This window comes from Paracoccus sp. NSM, assembly GCF_052379855.1.
Classification (GTDB): domain Bacteria; phylum Pseudomonadota; class Alphaproteobacteria; order Rhodobacterales; family Rhodobacteraceae; genus Paracoccus.
In genome coordinates this window covers 137,900-153,258 of the sequence record NZ_JBQTCG010000001.1, presented here as the reverse complement: position 1 = coordinate 153,258, position 15,359 = coordinate 137,900, and the positions used below count along the sequence as shown (strand labels likewise).

15 protein-coding genes are annotated in these 15,359 nt (G+C 66.4%); 11 read left to right on the top strand and 4 right to left on the bottom strand.

The genetic code is table 11. The features are described 5' to 3' along the window. The first annotated feature begins 20 nt into the window (after window positions 1–20). A complete protein-coding gene (locus ACTZWU_RS00745) occupies window positions 21–1,196 on the top strand; it encodes a nucleotide sugar dehydrogenase (protein ID WP_444735438.1) in 1,176 nt (391 codons plus the stop codon). A gap of 6 nt (window positions 1,197–1,202) precedes the next feature. Here ACTZWU_RS00745 and ACTZWU_RS00740 read toward each other — a convergent pair whose 3' ends face one another. Beyond that, window positions 1,203–3,650: a pyrroloquinoline quinone-dependent dehydrogenase gene (locus ACTZWU_RS00740; protein WP_444735437.1), complete on the bottom strand. Its 2,448-nt coding sequence runs from the start codon at window positions 3,648–3,650 to the stop codon at window positions 1,203–1,205. 173 nt (window positions 3,651–3,823) lie between these two features. Between ACTZWU_RS00740 and ACTZWU_RS00735 the strand changes: the two genes are divergently transcribed. The 3 genes from ACTZWU_RS00735 (at window position 3,824) to hspQ (ending at window position 4,751) form a co-directional block, all read left to right on the top strand. After that, window positions 3,824–3,991, top strand: coding sequence for a hypothetical protein (locus ACTZWU_RS00735; protein ID WP_444735436.1), 168 nt, complete (start codon window positions 3,824–3,826; stop codon window positions 3,989–3,991). A gap of 57 nt (window positions 3,992–4,048) precedes the next feature. Beyond that, entirely contained in the window at window positions 4,049–4,315 is a 267-nt protein-coding gene (locus ACTZWU_RS00730) for a hypothetical protein (RefSeq protein WP_444735435.1), read from the top strand. An 88-nt stretch (window positions 4,316–4,403) separates the two neighbouring features. Next, window positions 4,404–4,751, top strand: a complete 348-nt coding sequence (gene hspQ / locus ACTZWU_RS00725) for a heat shock protein HspQ (protein ID WP_444735434.1) — start codon at window positions 4,404–4,406, stop codon at window positions 4,749–4,751. Here the strand turns inward: hspQ and ACTZWU_RS00720 are convergent, their stop codons facing one another. After that, window positions 4,752–5,252, bottom strand: coding sequence for an ATP-binding protein (locus ACTZWU_RS00720; protein ID WP_444735433.1), 501 nt, complete (start codon window positions 5,250–5,252; stop codon window positions 4,752–4,754). Further along, window positions 5,249–5,581 (bottom strand): STAS domain-containing protein, encoded by a 333-nt coding sequence (locus tag ACTZWU_RS00715; protein WP_444735432.1) that lies wholly within the window; start codon window positions 5,579–5,581, stop codon window positions 5,249–5,251. Before ACTZWU_RS00715 ends, ACTZWU_RS00720 begins: the two co-directional genes overlap by 4 nt. 96 nt (window positions 5,582–5,677) lie before the next feature. Here ACTZWU_RS00715 and ACTZWU_RS00710 point away from each other — a divergent pair, with 96 nt between their 5' ends. The 6 genes from ACTZWU_RS00710 (at window position 5,678) to ACTZWU_RS00685 (ending at window position 13,573) form a co-directional block, all read left to right on the top strand. After that, window positions 5,678–6,838, top strand: a complete 1,161-nt coding sequence (locus ACTZWU_RS00710) for an acetyl-CoA C-acyltransferase (RefSeq protein WP_444735431.1) — start codon at window positions 5,678–5,680, stop codon at window positions 6,836–6,838. A gap of 183 nt (window positions 6,839–7,021) precedes the next feature. Continuing rightward, window positions 7,022–8,431, top strand: coding sequence for a circularly permuted type 2 ATP-grasp protein (locus ACTZWU_RS00705; RefSeq protein ID WP_444735430.1), 1,410 nt, complete (start codon window positions 7,022–7,024; stop codon window positions 8,429–8,431). Window positions 8,432–8,445: 14 nt separating this feature from the next. Beyond that, on the top strand, window positions 8,446–9,402 hold the full coding sequence (locus ACTZWU_RS00700; protein WP_444735429.1) for an alpha-E domain-containing protein: 957 nt from the start codon (window positions 8,446–8,448) through the stop codon (window positions 9,400–9,402). Between the two features lie 2 nt (window positions 9,403–9,404). Further along, window positions 9,405–10,217: a transglutaminase family protein gene (locus tag ACTZWU_RS00695; protein ID WP_444735428.1), complete on the top strand. Its 813-nt coding sequence runs from the start codon at window positions 9,405–9,407 to the stop codon at window positions 10,215–10,217. 193 nt (window positions 10,218–10,410) lie between these two features. Next, window positions 10,411–11,136: a proteasome-type protease gene (locus tag ACTZWU_RS00690; protein WP_444735427.1), complete on the top strand. Its 726-nt coding sequence runs from the start codon at window positions 10,411–10,413 to the stop codon at window positions 11,134–11,136. A 157-nt stretch (window positions 11,137–11,293) separates the two neighbouring features. After that, entirely contained in the window at window positions 11,294–13,573 is a 2,280-nt protein-coding gene (locus ACTZWU_RS00685; RefSeq protein WP_444735426.1) for an NADP-dependent malic enzyme, read from the top strand. Window positions 13,574–13,648: 75 nt separating this feature from the next. Here the strand turns inward: ACTZWU_RS00685 and trhO are convergent, their stop codons facing one another. Next, a complete protein-coding gene (trhO, locus tag ACTZWU_RS00680) occupies window positions 13,649–14,524 on the bottom strand; it encodes an oxygen-dependent tRNA uridine(34) hydroxylase TrhO (protein WP_444735425.1) in 876 nt (291 codons plus the stop codon). 169 nt (window positions 14,525–14,693) lie between these two features. On the opposite strand from trhO, the gene pncA reads away from it, so the two are divergent. Beyond that, window positions 14,694–15,314, top strand: coding sequence for a bifunctional nicotinamidase/pyrazinamidase (pncA, locus tag ACTZWU_RS00675; RefSeq protein WP_444735424.1), 621 nt, complete (start codon window positions 14,694–14,696; stop codon window positions 15,312–15,314). Window positions 15,315–15,359 lie beyond the last annotated feature (45 nt).

Genomic DNA, 15,359 nt, shown 5'->3' with positions numbered 1-15,359 from the left:
CCTAAGGTCAGGGAAAACGCATGTCGCAGAAAACCATCGCCGTTGCCGGGATCGGCTATGTCGGGCTGTCCAATGCCGTGCTGCTGGCGCGCCAGAACCGCGTTCGCGCCATCGATATCGATCCGCGCCGCTGCGAGATGCTGAACGCCCGGCAATGCCCGATCGTCGATGCCGAAATGGCCCGCTATCTGGCCGAGGAAGATCTGGACCTGATCGCCACGACCGATCCCGCGACCGCCTATGAAGGCGCGGATTTCGTCATCGTGGCGACGCCGACCGACTACGACCCGGTCACGAATTTCTTTGACACGTCCAGCGTCGAGACGGTGATCCGCACCGTCATGCAGCACGCCCCCAAGGCCGTGATCGTGGTCAAGTCCACCGTGCCGGTCGGATTCACGCTGGATGTGTCACAGCGACTGGGCTGCGATCAGGTGATCTTCAGCCCGGAATTCCTGCGCGAGGGCCGCGCCCTGCAAGACAACCTGCACCCGTCGCGGATCGTGGTGGGCGAGAACAGCCCCCGCGGGCAGGCCTTTGCCCAGCTTCTGGCCGATGCCGCGCTGGACCGCGACGTGCCGATCCTGCTGACCGGCCCGACCGAGGCCGAGGCGATCAAGCTTTTCGCCAACACCTACCTTGCCCTGCGCGTGGCCTATTTCAACGAGCTGGACAGCTATGCGCTGACGCATGGCCTCGACAGCCGCCAGATCATCGAAGGGGTGGGCCTCGATCCGCGCATCGGCAGCCATTACAACAACCCCTCGTTCGGCTATGGCGGCTATTGCCTGCCCAAGGACAGCAAGCAATTGCTGGCCAATTACAGCAACGTGCCGCAGAACCTGATCGCCGCCGTGGTCGAGGCGAACCGCACCCGCAAGGACGTCATCGCCGAGGATATCCTGTCGCGCGGTCCCCGCGTCGTCGGCATCTACCGGCTGGTGATGAAGTCGGGCTCGGACAATTTCCGCCACAGCGCGGTGCAGGGCATCATGAAGCGGCTCAAGGCCAAGGGGATCGAGGTGATCGTCTATGAACCCGCCATGGCCGAGGACCGCTTTTTCGGCTCGCGCGTGGTGCGCGATCTGGACGCCTTCCGGCAAGAGGCCGACATCATCGTCGCCAACCGCCTTGGGGCCGAACTGGAAAGCGTGCGCGCCAAGGTCTATACGCGCGACCTCTTCGGCGCCGACTGACCGGGCCTAATCCTCCAGTGCGAAGGCGATGATGTAATCGCCGGTCTCGGTCATCAGGCGTTCATGGCCGGTGGCGGTGATGACGACATACTGGCGCCCGTCGATCTGGTAGCTCATGGGCGAGGCCTGCCCGCCCGCAGGCAGCCGCCCCTGCCACAGCAACCGGCCGGTTTCGGTCTCGTAGGCGCGCAACCAATTGTCCTGCGAGGCGGCGATGAAGGTCAGCCCCGTCGCCGTGACCAGCGGGCCGCCGATATTCGCCGTGCCGATGGGCAGCTTCAGAAAGGTCGGCAGCGCCAGCGGGCCGGTGTCGAACCCGGTCCCGAGGGGCTTCTGCCAGACGATCTCGCCGCTATCCAGATCGGTGGCCACGATGAAACCCCAGGGCGGCGCGATGCATGGCACCTCCAGCGCGGACAGCCAGATCGGTCGGTCCACCCCATAGGGCGAAAGGTAATGCGGCGCGACCTCCTGATCGGGGCGGGCGCCGCCCATGCCGACGGGCAGATCGTCCACCTGATCGCGCGGCACCATCACGACCTTGTTCGGCAGGCGCGAATGGTTCGAGATCACGATGTTGCGGTCGCGGTCCAGCCCGATACCGCCCCAGTTCGGGCCGCCGATCGTGCCGGGAAACAGCAGCATGCCGCCCGGATCGTCGGTCGGCGGGGTGAACATCCCCTCGTACCGCATGCGCTGGAATTCCAGCCGGCACATGACCGCATCCAGCGGCGTCATGCCAAAGGCGTGGCGCGCGTCCAGTTCCTCGGGTTCGGGGCCGGGCAGCCCCGAGATGTTGGCGTAATGCACCGATTGCGGCTGCGCCTCGCTGACCCAGTCGCCGGGCAGCGCGCCCTGCGGGGCGGGCGTCATGCGGATGTCGGTCAGCGGTTCGCCCGTCGCGGCGTCGAAGACGAACAGCGACCCGGTCTTGGTCGCCTGAATGACCGCGCGCGTGGTTTGCCCAGCCACGGTGACGTCGCCGACGACCGGCTGCGCGCCGATATCGTAATCCCACAGGTCGTGGATGACGGTCGCGAAATCCCAGACCGTCTCGCCGGTCTCCAGATCGATGGCGACCACGGCCGAGGTGAAGCGGTCCTCTTCCTCGGTCCGGGTGCCGCCCCAATGGTCGTTCGCCGAATTGCCGGTGCCGACATAGACCAGCCCCGCCTGAGGATCGCCCGAAATGACGTTCCAGACATTCGGCGTGCCGCGGGGATAGACCTCGCTCTCGGCCAGGGGCTCTTGCGCCTGACCCTGCCGCAGCGCGTCCCACGCCCAGAGCAGATCGCCGGTCGCCGCGTCATAGGCCCTGACCACCCCCGATGGCGCGTCGCGGCGCTGGTTGTCGCTGACTTGCTGCCCCACGATCAGCGCATCGCCCACCAGCGCCGGACCCGAGGTGGACGAGGCCAGCCCCGTTTCCTGAATGCCCATGCCCAGTGTCAGATCGACGATGCCGCCCCGACCGAAATCCTCGCAGACCGCGCCGCTGGCCGCGTCCAGCCCGTAAAGGCGCCCATCGACGGTCGCGACATGCACCCGCGTGGCACATTCGCCGGTCGCATCGGGCAGGTTGTAATGCGCGACCGTTCGGCAGGCGGCCGAGAACAGCGATTCCATATGCTGAGGATCGACGCCGGGATCAAAGCGCCACAGGACCTGCCCCGCCGTCGGGTCCAGGGCCAGAACCTGATTGCTGGGCGTGCAGGTGAACAGCCGCCCGTCCACCAGGATCGGCGTGTTCTGGGCCGAGTAATAGACCCGCTCGTTCGGCGGCAGATCGCCCGTCTGCACGCGCCAGACCTCGGTCAGTTGGGCGACGTTCTGCGGCGTGATCTGGCTGGCCGGGGTAAAGGCCTGCCCATGCGCGCTGCCCGCATGGGCGGGCCAGTCGGCGGGGCCGTTCACCCCCTCGGGGGCCGGGCGCGGCTGGATCCGGGCCAGATCCGAGGGCTGGGTCGTGCGCTCCCAGTAAAGCGCGATCAGGCCGATGGCGACGAGGCCGGCAGCAGCGGTCGCTCCGGCCGTGATCCGCAACAGGCCCGGCGCGCGCAGGGGGCGCGGGGTGCCCGCCGCCGCGACCAGCGCCGACAGGAAGAAGAAGGCCGCGATGACACCGACCCGCGCGCCGAAATCCGCCCCCCAGCCGGGAAGAAACCCCTTGCCCCAGATTTCCCAGATCGACCACAGCATCGTGGCCAGAAGGACACAGGCCTGGATCGGCACCGACAGGCGCGTCAGGCCGGCGATCTGCGTCAGCCCGGCCAAGGCCAGTGCCATTCCGGCCAGCAGGTAATACCAGCTGCCACCCTCCCAGACGAGAAGAGCGCCGAACCACGCGGTCGCCCCGCCCAGGGCCAGCAGCGCCAGCCCCAGCAAGGCCAGCGCGATCCGGGCCCAGATTTGGTGACGGTGCGAAGCAAGGGCGGGGCGGGTGGCTTGGGGCATCGGGGGATCTCGGGCTTCACGGGCTTGTGCGCTGAAGTGAGGAAACGCGCCCTGGCCAACGGGGTTCCGGCGCGTTTTTGCCTCGTGCGGCAAAAAGCGCGCCGGAGGTGCATCACAAACCGCGACGGCGCCGTTGCTTTTAGTTAAACTGACCTGTGCGAAACGAGGATCCGATGACTGCAGGCAATGACGAGACAGACAAGCGGGTGGACGAGGCGATCGAAGCCTTGCGCAAAGGGGTCGAGGCCGAACCCCTGACCCCGCGCAGCCGCGAACTGGCCGAGGAACTGGCCCGCAAGCTGGCCGAGGCTGCCGCCCGGACCGATCGCGAGACCGGCTGAGCGGTTGCGCGCCCCCGGCTTCTCTGCCAGCCTGCCGCGATCAACAGGAGTGCTGTGATGAACAACGCATCCGAACGGCTCGACCAGATCGAGGGGCGTTTGCTGGCGCAGCGGCGCCTTTTGGCGCAGATGCTGGCGGCGATGCCCGACACGCAGCGCAGGATGCTGCTGGACTGGCTGGATGCGCGTCTTGTGATGCGCGACGGGCAGGAAGATCCGGGTGCGGTCCCCTCGGACGGTCTGGCCGAGGCGATGGCCGTGGCCGACGAATACCGCGCGATCGCCGATCTGGTCGCGCCGCTGCCCGTCACCGCGCGACCCTGATCTGGCTGCGGCCTGCCCCCCGGTGGACAGAATCGCCCCGGGGGATTAGAAGCCCCTGCATCATTTCAGCAGGGACAGGCCCGCAAGCATGACGACGCAGCACTTCCACGCACAAGGTCGGATCGCGAAATTCGCCCTCGGCCAGGTGGTACGGCATCGCGAGCGCCCGTTCCGTGGCGTCATCTTCGATGTCGATCCGCAATTCGCCAATACCGAGGAATGGTACGAATCGATCCCCGAGGAATCGCGCCCCGACAAGGATCAGCCCTTCTACCATCTCTATGCCGAGACCGAAGCGACCTATTACGTGGCCTATGTCTCGGAGCAGAATCTCGAACCCGACACGTCGGGCGAGCCCATCGATCACCCCGAGCTGAGCGATCTGTTCGGAGACTTCGAGGACGGGCGCTATTACCTGATGGCACCGATCAACTGATCACTCTGTCATGCCTCCGGGCGGGATGCGGAAGGCCAGGAAATTGCGCCGCCCCTCGCGGTAATAGCACAATTCCTGCGTCAGGTCCTGGATCAGATACCAGCCGAACCCGCCCTCGGGCAGATCTTCGCTGCCGATTTGCGGCAGGTCGCGGGGCAGAAGGCATTCGGCGGGCAGCGAGGCCCCGTCATCGCTGAGCGCGCAGGCCAGACCCTCTTCATGGCCGACCACCCAAAGATGCACCAAGGGCGGGCGCACGATCTGGCCGGGCGCGATATGGTCCCCCGCATGTTCGGCGATGTTGTTCATCACCTCGGCCAGGACCAGTTCCAGACGGCCGAGCGTATCCTGGCCCACTTCGTCGCGAAACCGCGCGCGCACCGCGCCGAGCGCCTCGCGGACGGTTTCGGGCGTCGCCTTCAGGATGCGATGGAACATCGGCAGGTTCTGCACCGAGGGCCGATTGTCCACGCCGGCATTCTGCCGTTCTTCGGGGTTCATTGAGGCGTTTCCTCCTGCGAAATTGCGGGGCGGATGTCGAAGACGCTGTCCATTCGGGTCAGCCGAAAGACGCGTTCGACATTCGGGGTGACGGCGTGCAGGACCAGCGGCAGGCGTTCGGCCAGCGCCTTGCGCACCGCGATGACGGCGCCAAGGCCGGAACTGTCCATGAAATCGACATGATGCAGGTCAAGATGCACGGGCTTGGTCGCCTTGGTCACGATGGCGCGCAGCCTGTCCTTGAATTGCGTGGCGATGGCGGCGTCGATCCGCGTTTCGCCAACCGTGATCAGCAGGTGGCTTTCGGTATCCTCGACGACGAGTTGCATATACGTTTCCTTCTGCGTTCCCGCCGACCCGTATAGACGCCAAAGGTTAGCATCCGGTAATCGAGGGACGGGACCGCAAGGGGGAGAATGATGACAATGCGACAGATCTACATCAACGGAGCCGCGCGGACGCCGATGGGGGGCCTTCAGGGGGCGCTGTCTGCCATGCCCGCACCGGCGCTTGGCGGGGTTGCGGTGGCGGCGGCGCTGGCGCGTGCGGGGGTGGCGCCAGGCCGGGTCGATGCGCTGCTGATGGGCTGCGTGCTGCCCGCCGGTCAGGGTCAGGCGCCCGCGCGGCAGGCGGGCTTTGCGGCGGGCCTGCCGCAGGGCGTGCCGGCGACGACGCTGAACAAGATGTGCGGCTCGGGGATGCAGGCGGTGATGATGGCCGCGGATGCCATCGCGGCCGGCAGCGCCGATCTGGTCGTCGCGGGCGGGATGGAGAGCATGTCGAACGCACCCTATCTGCTGCCCAAGATGCGGGCGGGGGCGCGGCTGGGCCATGGGCAGGTGATCGACCACATGTTCCTTGACGGGCTTGAGGACGCCTATGACAAGGGCCGCCTGATGGGCACCTTCGCCGAGGATTGCGCCGCCGAATTCGCCTTTTCCCGCCAGGCGCAGGACGATTACGCCCTTGCCAGCCTGACCCGCGCGCAAGAAGCCATCGCCTCGGGCGCCTTTGCCGCCGAGATCGCGCCGGTCACGGTCACGGGCCGGGGCGGCGACAGCACCATCGACACGGACGAACAGCCCGGACTGGCGCGACCCGACAAGATCCCGCATCTGAAACCCGCCTTCCGCAAGGACGGGACGGTGACGGCGGCCAACAGCTCGTCCATCTCGGACGGGGCGGCGGCGCTGGTGGTCAGCGCCGATCCGGCAGGCGCCATCGCGCGTATCGTGGGCCATGCCAGCCACGCGCAGGCGCCGGGCGCCTTTCCGACGGCACCGGTCCCCGCCGCCGAAAAGCTGCTGGCCCGCATCGGCTGGAGCAAGGACGAGGTCGATCTGTGGGAGGTCAACGAGGCCTTCGCCGTCGTGCCGATGGCCTTCATGGCGCGGATGGGTCTGCCCCATGATCGCGTGAACGTGAATGGTGGGGCCTGCGCGTTGGGGCATCCGATCGGCGCGTCCGGGGCACGCATCATCGTGACGCTGATCCATGCGCTGCAGGCGCGCGGCCTCAGGCGCGGGGTTGCGGCCATCTGCATCGGCGGCGGCGAGGGCACGGCGATCGCGGTCGAACTGACCTGACGCTGCCCGCAAAACAGGCAGGCGGGCAGGGGTCTGCGTTCCCTGCCCGCCGCCTGCCGCCGGATTTGCGAAGCGAACGGGCAAATCCGCGGCATCCCCTGTGGACTTCCCGAAAGCGCTTGCAGATCATCGACCTGTCCAAAGGCAGCAAGCCAAGGCAGCAAGAACGACCGGGGGGACGTGATGAGTTACTATAACGAGATGTTTGACGGCGACGCGGTGCGCGAACCCTATGCCCGGTTGCGCGACTGGGTGGACACGATGCCCGCCGATTTCCGCCAGATGAAGCAGGCCGAGGCCGAGGCCCTGTTCCGCCGCATCGGCATTACCTTCGCCGTCTATGGCGAGGGCGGCGATCCGGACCGGCTGATCCCCTTCGACATGATGCCCCGCGTCTTTGAACAGGCCGAGTGGCGCCGCCTTGAACGCGGTATCAAGCAGCGCGCCCGGGCGCTGAACGCCTTTCTGCGCGACGTCTATGGCCGGGCCGAGATCGTGCGCGCGGGCCGCATCCCGGCCCGGCTGGTCTATCAGAATGATGCCTATGAAAAGGCTGTGGTCGGCGTCGTGCCGCCGCGCGGGGTCTATTCGCACATCATTGGCATCGACCTTGTCCGCACCGCCAAGGACGAATTCTATGTGCTCGAGGACAATTGCCGCACGCCGTCCGGGGTCAGCTACATGCTGGAAAACCGCGAGATCATGATGCGGATGTTCCCGCAGCTGTTCCGCGGCAACCGGATCGAGCCGGTGGACCAATATCCCGAACTTCTGCGCCGCACGCTGGAATCGGTGGCCCCCGCGAAATGCAACGAGCGCCCGACCTGCGTGATCCTGACGCCGGGCCATTACAACAGCGCCTATTACGAGCACAGCTTTCTGGCCAACCTGATGGGGGTCGAGCTGGTCGAGGGCCAGGATCTCTTCGTGGATGGCGAATTCTGCTACATGCGGACCACGACCGGCCCCAAGCGTGTGGACGTGATCTATCGCCGGATCGACGACCCCTATCTGGACCCTCTGTGCTTCCGCCCCGATTCCATGCTGGGCATTCCGGGGCTGATGGATGTCTATCGCTCGGGGGGCGTGTCGATCTGTTCCGCGCCGGGCGCGGGCGTGGCCGACGACAAGGCGATCTACACATTCGTCCCCGAGATGGTGCGTTTCTATCTGGGCGAGGAGCCGATCCTGAACAACGTCCAGACCTGGACTTTGTGGAAGGACGACGATTACCGCTATGTCATGGAGAACCTGGGCGATCTGGTCGTCAAGGAGGTCCACGGCTCGGGCGGATACGGGATGCTGGTCGGCCCGAAATCCACCAAGGCCGAGATCGAGGCCTTCCGCGCCAAAATCGAGGCCAACCCCTCGAACTACATCGCGCAGCCCACGCTGGCCCTGTCCACCTGCCCGACCTTCGTGGATGAGGGCATCGCCCCGCGCCATGTGGACCTCAGGCCCTATTGCCTGTGTGGCGACCGGATCGAGCTGGTGCCGGGCGGCCTGACCCGCGTGGCCTTGCGCGAAGGCTCGCTGGTGGTGAACTCGTCGCAGGGCGGGGGCGTCAAGGACACCTGGGTCCTGTCGGAATGAGGGGGAGAACGACCATGCTGAGCCGCACCGCCTCGAACCTCTACTGGATGGGCCGCAATCTCGAGCGCGCCGAAACCGCCGCGCGCCTGCTGGACGTGGGCCAGCGCATCACGCTCTTGCCCAATACCGAACTGGGCTATCAGAACGAATGGAACTCGCTCTTGCAGGCTTCGGGGACATCCGACCTGTTCCGGCAGAAATACGGCGAGATCACGCAGGAGAAGATCGAGGAATTCATCTTCTTCGACCATGACAATCCGTCATCGGTCGCAAGCTGTCTGGAACGCGCGCGCGAGGCCGGGCGCATCGTGCGGACTGCGCTGACCAGCCAGGTCTGGGATGCGCTGAACGTCGCCTATCAGGAACTGCGCAAGATCGAGCGCCAGCCCCGCGCCAAGCTGGACACGGCCGGGCTGACCGATTTCACCACCGGCCACACCTCGACCGTGCGCGGCGCGATCAACGCGACGCAATTGCGCAACGACGGCTGGCACTTCATGAATCTGGGCTACAGCATCGAACGCGCCGACGCGACGGCGCGACTGCTGGACGTCAAGTATTTCGTGCTGCTGCCCCGGATCGAATTCGTGGGCTCGGGGCTGGACAGCTATCAATGGCAGGTGATCCTGCGGGCGCTGTCGGCGCACCGGGCCTATCACTGGGCCTATGGCGGCGACATCACGGCGGCGCAGGTGGCCGATTTCCTGATCCTGAACGGCGAAAGCCCGCGCGCGCTGATCACCTCGCTCTACGAGGCGGTCTGGCACCTTGAGGGACTGGCCCGCCGCTATGGCGACAGCGTCCCGACCGAGGCCCGCGACAAGGCGCGCGAGGTGCTGGCCGCGCTGGAATCGCGCAATATCGAGATGATCTTTGACGAGGGCCTGCATGAATTCCTCAGCTGGTTCATCCGCGAGATGGCAGCCATCTCGAACCTGGTGCATCAGGATTACCTTATGGGAGGGGTCTGACCATGAAGCTGCGGATTTCCCACGAAACGGTCTATCGCTACGATCAGCCCATCCGGAACCTGGTGCAAAGCCTGCGGCTGACCCCTTCGGTCTTCGAGGGGCAGCGGACGCATGAATGGCAGATCCAGGTCTCGGGCGGGGTGCGCGGGCCGGGCTTTCGCGACGGCGCGGGCGACTGGATCGAGGGCTGGACCGTGCGTGGTCCGGTCAGCGAGGTGAATGTGCGTATCGAAGGCCGGATCGACACGCGCGACACCGCGGGCGTGCTGCGCGGTCATCGAGAGCTGATCAACCCGTTGACCTACCTGCGCTCCAGCAAGGTGACGGCGCCGGATCCAAGCCTGCGCGCACTGGCAACCGAGGCAGGCGCAGATGCGCAGGACGGCCTCGATCTGGCGCACCGCCTGTCGCGCGCGGTCAGTGCGGCGATCGCCTTCCGCCCGGGCGTGACCGAGGCCCACACGACCGCAGCCGAAGCATTGGCCCTGGGCGAAGGCGTCTGCCAGGACCACACCCATGCCCTGATCGCACTGGCCCGGCTGTCGGACCTGCCAGCGCGCTATGTGTCGGGCTACCTGCATTCGACCATCGACGGCGAGCCGCATGATGCCGCCCATGCCTGGGCCGAGATTTTCGTCGAGGGTCTGGGTTGGGTCGGGTTCGACGCGGCGAACAGCTGCTGTCCGGATGAACGCTATGTGCGGCTGGGCTCGGGTCTTGATGCCTCGGACGCCGCCCCGATCCGGGGGGTGGCGCTTGGCAATGGCGCTGAAGAGCTTGCCGTGGCCGTCCATGTCGAGGAACTGGTTCAGTAGGCGCCTGGCCTCGGGGGCGCAGGGGGGGGCGCTGCCCCCCGGCCCGTTCCGGGCCTCCCCCCGGGATATTTGGCCCAAGGCAAAGAGCCTGTTGTTTTTTTGGTCAGTCCGGTCCCGGCGCGCTGGCTCGGCGATTGCACGGTGCCAGGCCGCGCCCTAGTGTCGGGCGGTATTTTTACGGGAAGACCTGCCGATGACCTATTGCGTCGGATTGAAACTTGATGCGGGCCTTGTCCTGCTGTCGGATACACGGACGAATGCCGGGCTGGACAACATCTCGTGCTATCGCAAGATGTTCTTCTTCGAGGAACCGGGCGAACGGATCATCACCATCATGACCGCCGGCTCGCTGTCGGTGACGCAGACCACGATCGCACGCCTCGAAGAGGCCATCGAAGACGAGATGGCGGATGAGACGACCTCGATCATGCGCGCCCCGACCATGCTGCGCGCGGCGACGATCATCGGCGACACGCTCTGCCGCACGAGGCGCGAGATCGCCGAGCAGTGCCGCGACCTCAAGCAGCAGGCCTCGGCCAGCATGATCGTGGCCGGCCAGCGGCGTGGCGGGGACATGCGGCTGTTCCTGATCTATCCCGAGGGCAACTTCATCGAGGCGACCGAGGACACGCCCTTTCTGCAGATCGGCGAACACAAATACGGCAAACCGATCCTCGACCGCGTCGTGACGCCGGCGACCAGCCTTGCCGATGCGCAGAAGGCCGTCCTGTTGTCGATGGACTCGACCCTGCGGTCGAACCTGTCGGTGGGCATGCCCCTCGACCTGGCCCTGATCGAACGCGACCAGTTCCGGCTGGGCCTCCGGCGCCGCATTCTCGACGGCGACCCCGATTTCGCCCGGATGAGCGCCGCCTGGTCCGCTGCCCTGCGCGACAGCTTCGGCAAGGTCATGATCTGAGCCTGCTCCTTTGCCTTGGGCCAAATATCCCGGGGGGAGGCCCGGAAGGGCCGGGGGGCAGCGCCCCCCTCTACCGCTTGACCCTAGGTCAATCCTTGCCGATTGAGCCGGCCCCCGTGTCGCGCTAAGCAGGCCGGGATCTCAGGGGGACAGGAAGATGACAGACCGGACGCCGCGCAACAATCGCATCACGCCCGAAGAGGCCTTGGCCTATCACATGGAGCCGCGGCCGGGGAAATACGACATCGTCGCCTCGACGCCCATGGCGACGCAGCGCGACCTGTCGCTGGCCTATTCGCCCGGTGTCGCCGTCCCGGTCGAGGCCATCGCGGCATGCCCCGAGACCGCCTATGATTACACGACCAAGGGCAACATGGTCGCCGTCATCTCGAACGGGACCGCGATCCTCGGGCTGGGCAATCTAGGCGCGCTGGCCTCGAAACCGGTGATGGAGGGCAAAGCCGTCCTGTTCAAGCGCTTCGCCGATGTCAACGCCATCGACATCGAGCTGGACACCGAGGACCCGGACGAGATCATCAATGCCGTCCGGCTGATGGGCCCGACCTTCGGCGGCATAAACCTCGAGGACATCAAGGCCCCCGAATGCTTCATCATCGAGAGCCGCCTCAAGGAGATGATGGACATTCCCGTCTTCCATGACGACCAGCACGGCACCGCCGTCATCTGCGCGGCGGGTCTGCTGAACGCGCTGGAACTGTCCGGCAAGAAGATCGAGGATGTGCGCATCGTCCTGAACGGCGCGGGTGCGGCGGGGATCGCCTGCCTGGAACTGCTGAAATCCATGGGCGCGCGGCACGAGAACTGCATCATGTGCGACACCAAAGGCGTCATCTGGCAGGGTCGCACCGAGGGCATGAACCAGTGGAAGTCCGCCCACGCCGTCGTGACCGAGGCGCGCACCCTGAAAGAGGCGATGAAGGGCGCCGACGTCTTCCTGGGCGTCAGTGCCAAGGGTGCGGTGACGCAGGAAATGGTCGCCAGCATGGCCGACAATCCGGTGATCTTCGCCATGGCCAATCCCGACCCCGAGATCACCCCCGAGGATGCCCATGCCGTGCGCCCGGATGCCATCGTCGCCACGGGCCGCAGCGATTACCCGAACCAGGTGAACAACGTCCTGGGCTTTCCCTATCTGTTCCGGGGCGCGCTGGACATCCATGCCCGCGCCATCAATGACGAGATGAAGATCGCCTGCGCCCGCGCGCTGGCGGAACTGGCGCGCGAGGATGTGCCCGACGAGGTGGCCGTCGCCTATGGCCGCAAGCTGCGTTTCGGGCGGGATTACATCATTCCCACGCCCTTTGATCCGCGGCTGATCCATGTGATCCCGCCCGCCGTGGCCAAGGCCGGGATGGAGACCGGCGTGGCGCGCCGTCCGATCATCGACATGGAGGGCTATGTCCAGTCGCTGAAATCGCGCATGGACCCGACGGCGACGATCCTTCAGGGCATCCATGCCCGCGCCCGTCAGGCCCAGGCGCGGATGATCTTTGCCGAGGGCGACGATCCACGCGTGTTGCGCGCCGCCGTGTCCTGGACCCGGACGGGGATGGGGCAGGCCCTGGTCGTCGGCCGCGAGGCCGAGGTCAAGGCCGAGCTGGAGGCCCTGGGGCTGGGCGATGCATGGCGCGAGATCACGGTGGTGAATGCCGCCAACAGCCGCCATCTGGATGCCTATCACGAGTTTCTCTATCAGCGGCTTCAGCGCAAGGGCGTGGACCGCGAGGATGCCTTCAAGCTGGCCAACCGCGACCGTCACATCTTTGCGGCGCTGATGCTGGCGCATGGTCATGGTGACGGGCTGGTGACCGGGGCTACGCGGAAAAGCGCGCCGGTTCTGGCGCAGATCGGTCATGTCTTCGACGTGCGCCCCCAGGACGGCACTGTCGGCATCACCGCCGTGCTGCATCGGGGCCGGATCGTGCTGATCGGCGACACGCTGGTCCATGAATGGCCCGAGGCCGAGGATCTGGCCGATATCGCCACGCGCGGGGCGGATGTGGCCCGCAGTCTGGGGCTGGAGCCTCGGGTTGCGTTCCTGTCGTTCTCGAACTTCGGCTATCCGGTCAGCGAGCGTGCGACCAAGATGGCGCAGGCCGCGCATGTGCTGGACGCGCGGCGCGTCGATTTCGAATATGAGGGCGAGATGACCGTCGATGTCGCGTTGAACCGCGAGGCCGCCGCGCGTTATCCCTTCAGCCGCCTGACCGGGCCGGCCAATGTGCTGGTCGTGCCTGCGCGGCATTCGGCCTCGATCTCGGTGAAGCTGATGCAGGAGATGGCGGGAGCGACCGTGGTCGGGCCGATCCTGACCGGCGTGCCGCGTCCGATCCAGATCTGTTCGACCAGCTCGACCGTCAGCGACATCCTGAACATGGCCGCCATCGCCGCGGGCGGGCTGACGACGGCGCGCTGAGAGAGGGCGTCGGGGGGCGCTGCCCCCCGTCCCCGTGCCGGGGACTCCCCCCGGGATATTTTCGTGAAGAAGAAATCAGGCGCGGCGGTCGAACTGGCGCTGTCTTTCGCGGAAGCGGGCGCGGTCCTCGGGACTGTATTCGTCGGCGCAGCGGTGGCAGGACACGCCCTCTTCGTATTGGGGGCGGGTGCGGTCCTCGGGCGCCAAGGGGCGGCGGCAGGCATGGCAGAGCCCGTGGCGGCCCTGACCCAGGCCGTGGGTCAGGCTGACGCGCTGGTCGAAGACGAAGCATTCGCCCTGCCAGAGGCTGTCGGCCTCGGGCACGTCCTTGAGATATTTCAGGATGCCGCCTTGGAGGTGATAGACCTCGGGGACGCCCTGCGAGAGGAGGTAGTTCGTCGATTTCTCGCAGCGGATGCCGCCTGTGCAGAACATCGCGATGCGTTTGCCCCGAAAGCGTTCGGCGTTTGCCGCCCACCATTCGGGGAAGTCGCGGAAGCTTCTGGTGCCGGGGTCGATGGCGCCCTTGAAGCTGCCGATCTGGACCTCGTAGTCGTTGCGGGTGTCGATCACGGCGACATCGGGGGCCTGGATCAGGGCGTTCCAGTCGTGCGGCGCGACATAGTGGCCGGTTGCCGCGACCGGGTCCACCTCGGGTTGGCCCATCGTCACGATCTCGCGCTTGAGGCGAACCTTCATGCGGCCAAAGGGCGGGGTTTCGGCGGCGCTTTCCTTCCAGACCAGCGTGGCGCAGCCCGGTAGGGCGCGGATATGGGCCAGGGCCGCGTCGATCCCCTGGCGGGGTCCGGCAATGGTGCCGTTGATTCCTTCGCGTGCGAGAAGCAGCGTGCCGCAGAGGCCCTGCATTCGGCAGAGGTCGAGAAGGGGGCCGCGCAGGGCGGCGGGGTCCTCGAATCGGGTGAAGTGATAGAGTGCGGCGACAACGAGCATGGGCGCGGCCTAGCGCCGTGCCCGTCCTGTGGCAAGGCCGGTTGGCGCGGCGGGGTGACCCTGCGTCACCAAAAACCCTCTGCCACAGGAGTTATTGTCACGGGGGGTTGACCGTGACGCGAGCGCGCCGTTCAACTGCGACCGGTCTTTCCCCAAGCAGGAGCAGCCCTTGTCCCACGCGTTGATTGTGGTTGATGTCCAGATCGACTTTTGCCCGGGCGGCGCTTTGGCCGTCCCCGCCGGAGACGAGGTCGTTGCCCCGATAAACCGGATGATGGGCGATTACGATACCGTCATCCTGACCCAGGACTGGCATCCGGCCGAGCATTCCAGCTTTGCCGATAATTTCCGGCCCGGTCCGGGCGATCCTGCAGGCGCGGGGGCGCCGTTTTCGCTGACCGTGATGGATTACGGCCCGCAGGTCCTGTGGCCGCGCCATTGCGTGCAGGGCAGCCGCGGCGCCAAGCTGCATCCCGATCTGGACCAGAGCCGGGCCGAACTGATCCTGCGCAAGGGGTTCCGGCCTCAGATCGACAGCTATTCCGCGTTCTTCGAGAACGACAAGCTGACGCCGACCGGCCTGCACGGCTACCTGGGCGAGCGGGGGATCACGCACCTGACCTTTGTCGGGCTGGCCCATGATTTCTGCGTGGCCTACAGCGCGATCGACGCCGCGCGGCTGGGCTATGATACGCGGATCGTCGAATCCGCCTGCCGCGCCATCGATCTGAACGGCAGCTTGGCGCAAGCGCGCGACCGCATGTGGCAGGCGGGGGTCGCCCTGTTCTGACATCTTGCGGCCCCGGTCCAATAAGGGCACCAAGGACGGGCCGGA

Excerpts from the sequence above, each read along its gene's own strand:
- ACTZWU_RS00745 (WP_444735438.1), top strand. The coding sequence starts at position 21 with ATGTCGCAGAAAACCATCGCCGTTGCCGGGATCGGCTATGTCGGGCTG.
- ACTZWU_RS00740 (WP_444735437.1), bottom strand. The coding sequence starts at position 3,650 with ATGCCCCAAGCCACCCGCCCCGCCCTTGCTTCGCACCGTCACCAAATC.
- ACTZWU_RS00735 (WP_444735436.1), top strand. The coding sequence starts at position 3,824 with ATGACTGCAGGCAATGACGAGACAGACAAGCGGGTGGACGAGGCGATC.
- ACTZWU_RS00730 (WP_444735435.1), top strand. The coding sequence starts at position 4,049 with ATGAACAACGCATCCGAACGGCTCGACCAGATCGAGGGGCGTTTGCTG.
- hspQ (WP_444735434.1), top strand. The coding sequence starts at position 4,404 with ATGACGACGCAGCACTTCCACGCACAAGGTCGGATCGCGAAATTCGCC.
- ACTZWU_RS00720 (WP_444735433.1), bottom strand. The coding sequence starts at position 5,252 with ATGAACCCCGAAGAACGGCAGAATGCCGGCGTGGACAATCGGCCCTCG.
- ACTZWU_RS00715 (WP_444735432.1), bottom strand. The coding sequence starts at position 5,581 with ATGCAACTCGTCGTCGAGGATACCGAAAGCCACCTGCTGATCACGGTT.
- ACTZWU_RS00710 (WP_444735431.1), top strand. The coding sequence starts at position 5,678 with ATGCGACAGATCTACATCAACGGAGCCGCGCGGACGCCGATGGGGGGC.
- ACTZWU_RS00705 (WP_444735430.1), top strand. The coding sequence starts at position 7,022 with ATGAGTTACTATAACGAGATGTTTGACGGCGACGCGGTGCGCGAACCC.
- ACTZWU_RS00700 (WP_444735429.1), top strand. The coding sequence starts at position 8,446 with ATGCTGAGCCGCACCGCCTCGAACCTCTACTGGATGGGCCGCAATCTC.
- ACTZWU_RS00695 (WP_444735428.1), top strand. The coding sequence starts at position 9,405 with ATGAAGCTGCGGATTTCCCACGAAACGGTCTATCGCTACGATCAGCCC.
- ACTZWU_RS00690 (WP_444735427.1), top strand. The coding sequence starts at position 10,411 with ATGACCTATTGCGTCGGATTGAAACTTGATGCGGGCCTTGTCCTGCTG.
- ACTZWU_RS00685 (WP_444735426.1), top strand. The coding sequence starts at position 11,294 with ATGACAGACCGGACGCCGCGCAACAATCGCATCACGCCCGAAGAGGCC.
- trhO (WP_444735425.1), bottom strand. The coding sequence starts at position 14,524 with ATGCTCGTTGTCGCCGCACTCTATCACTTCACCCGATTCGAGGACCCC.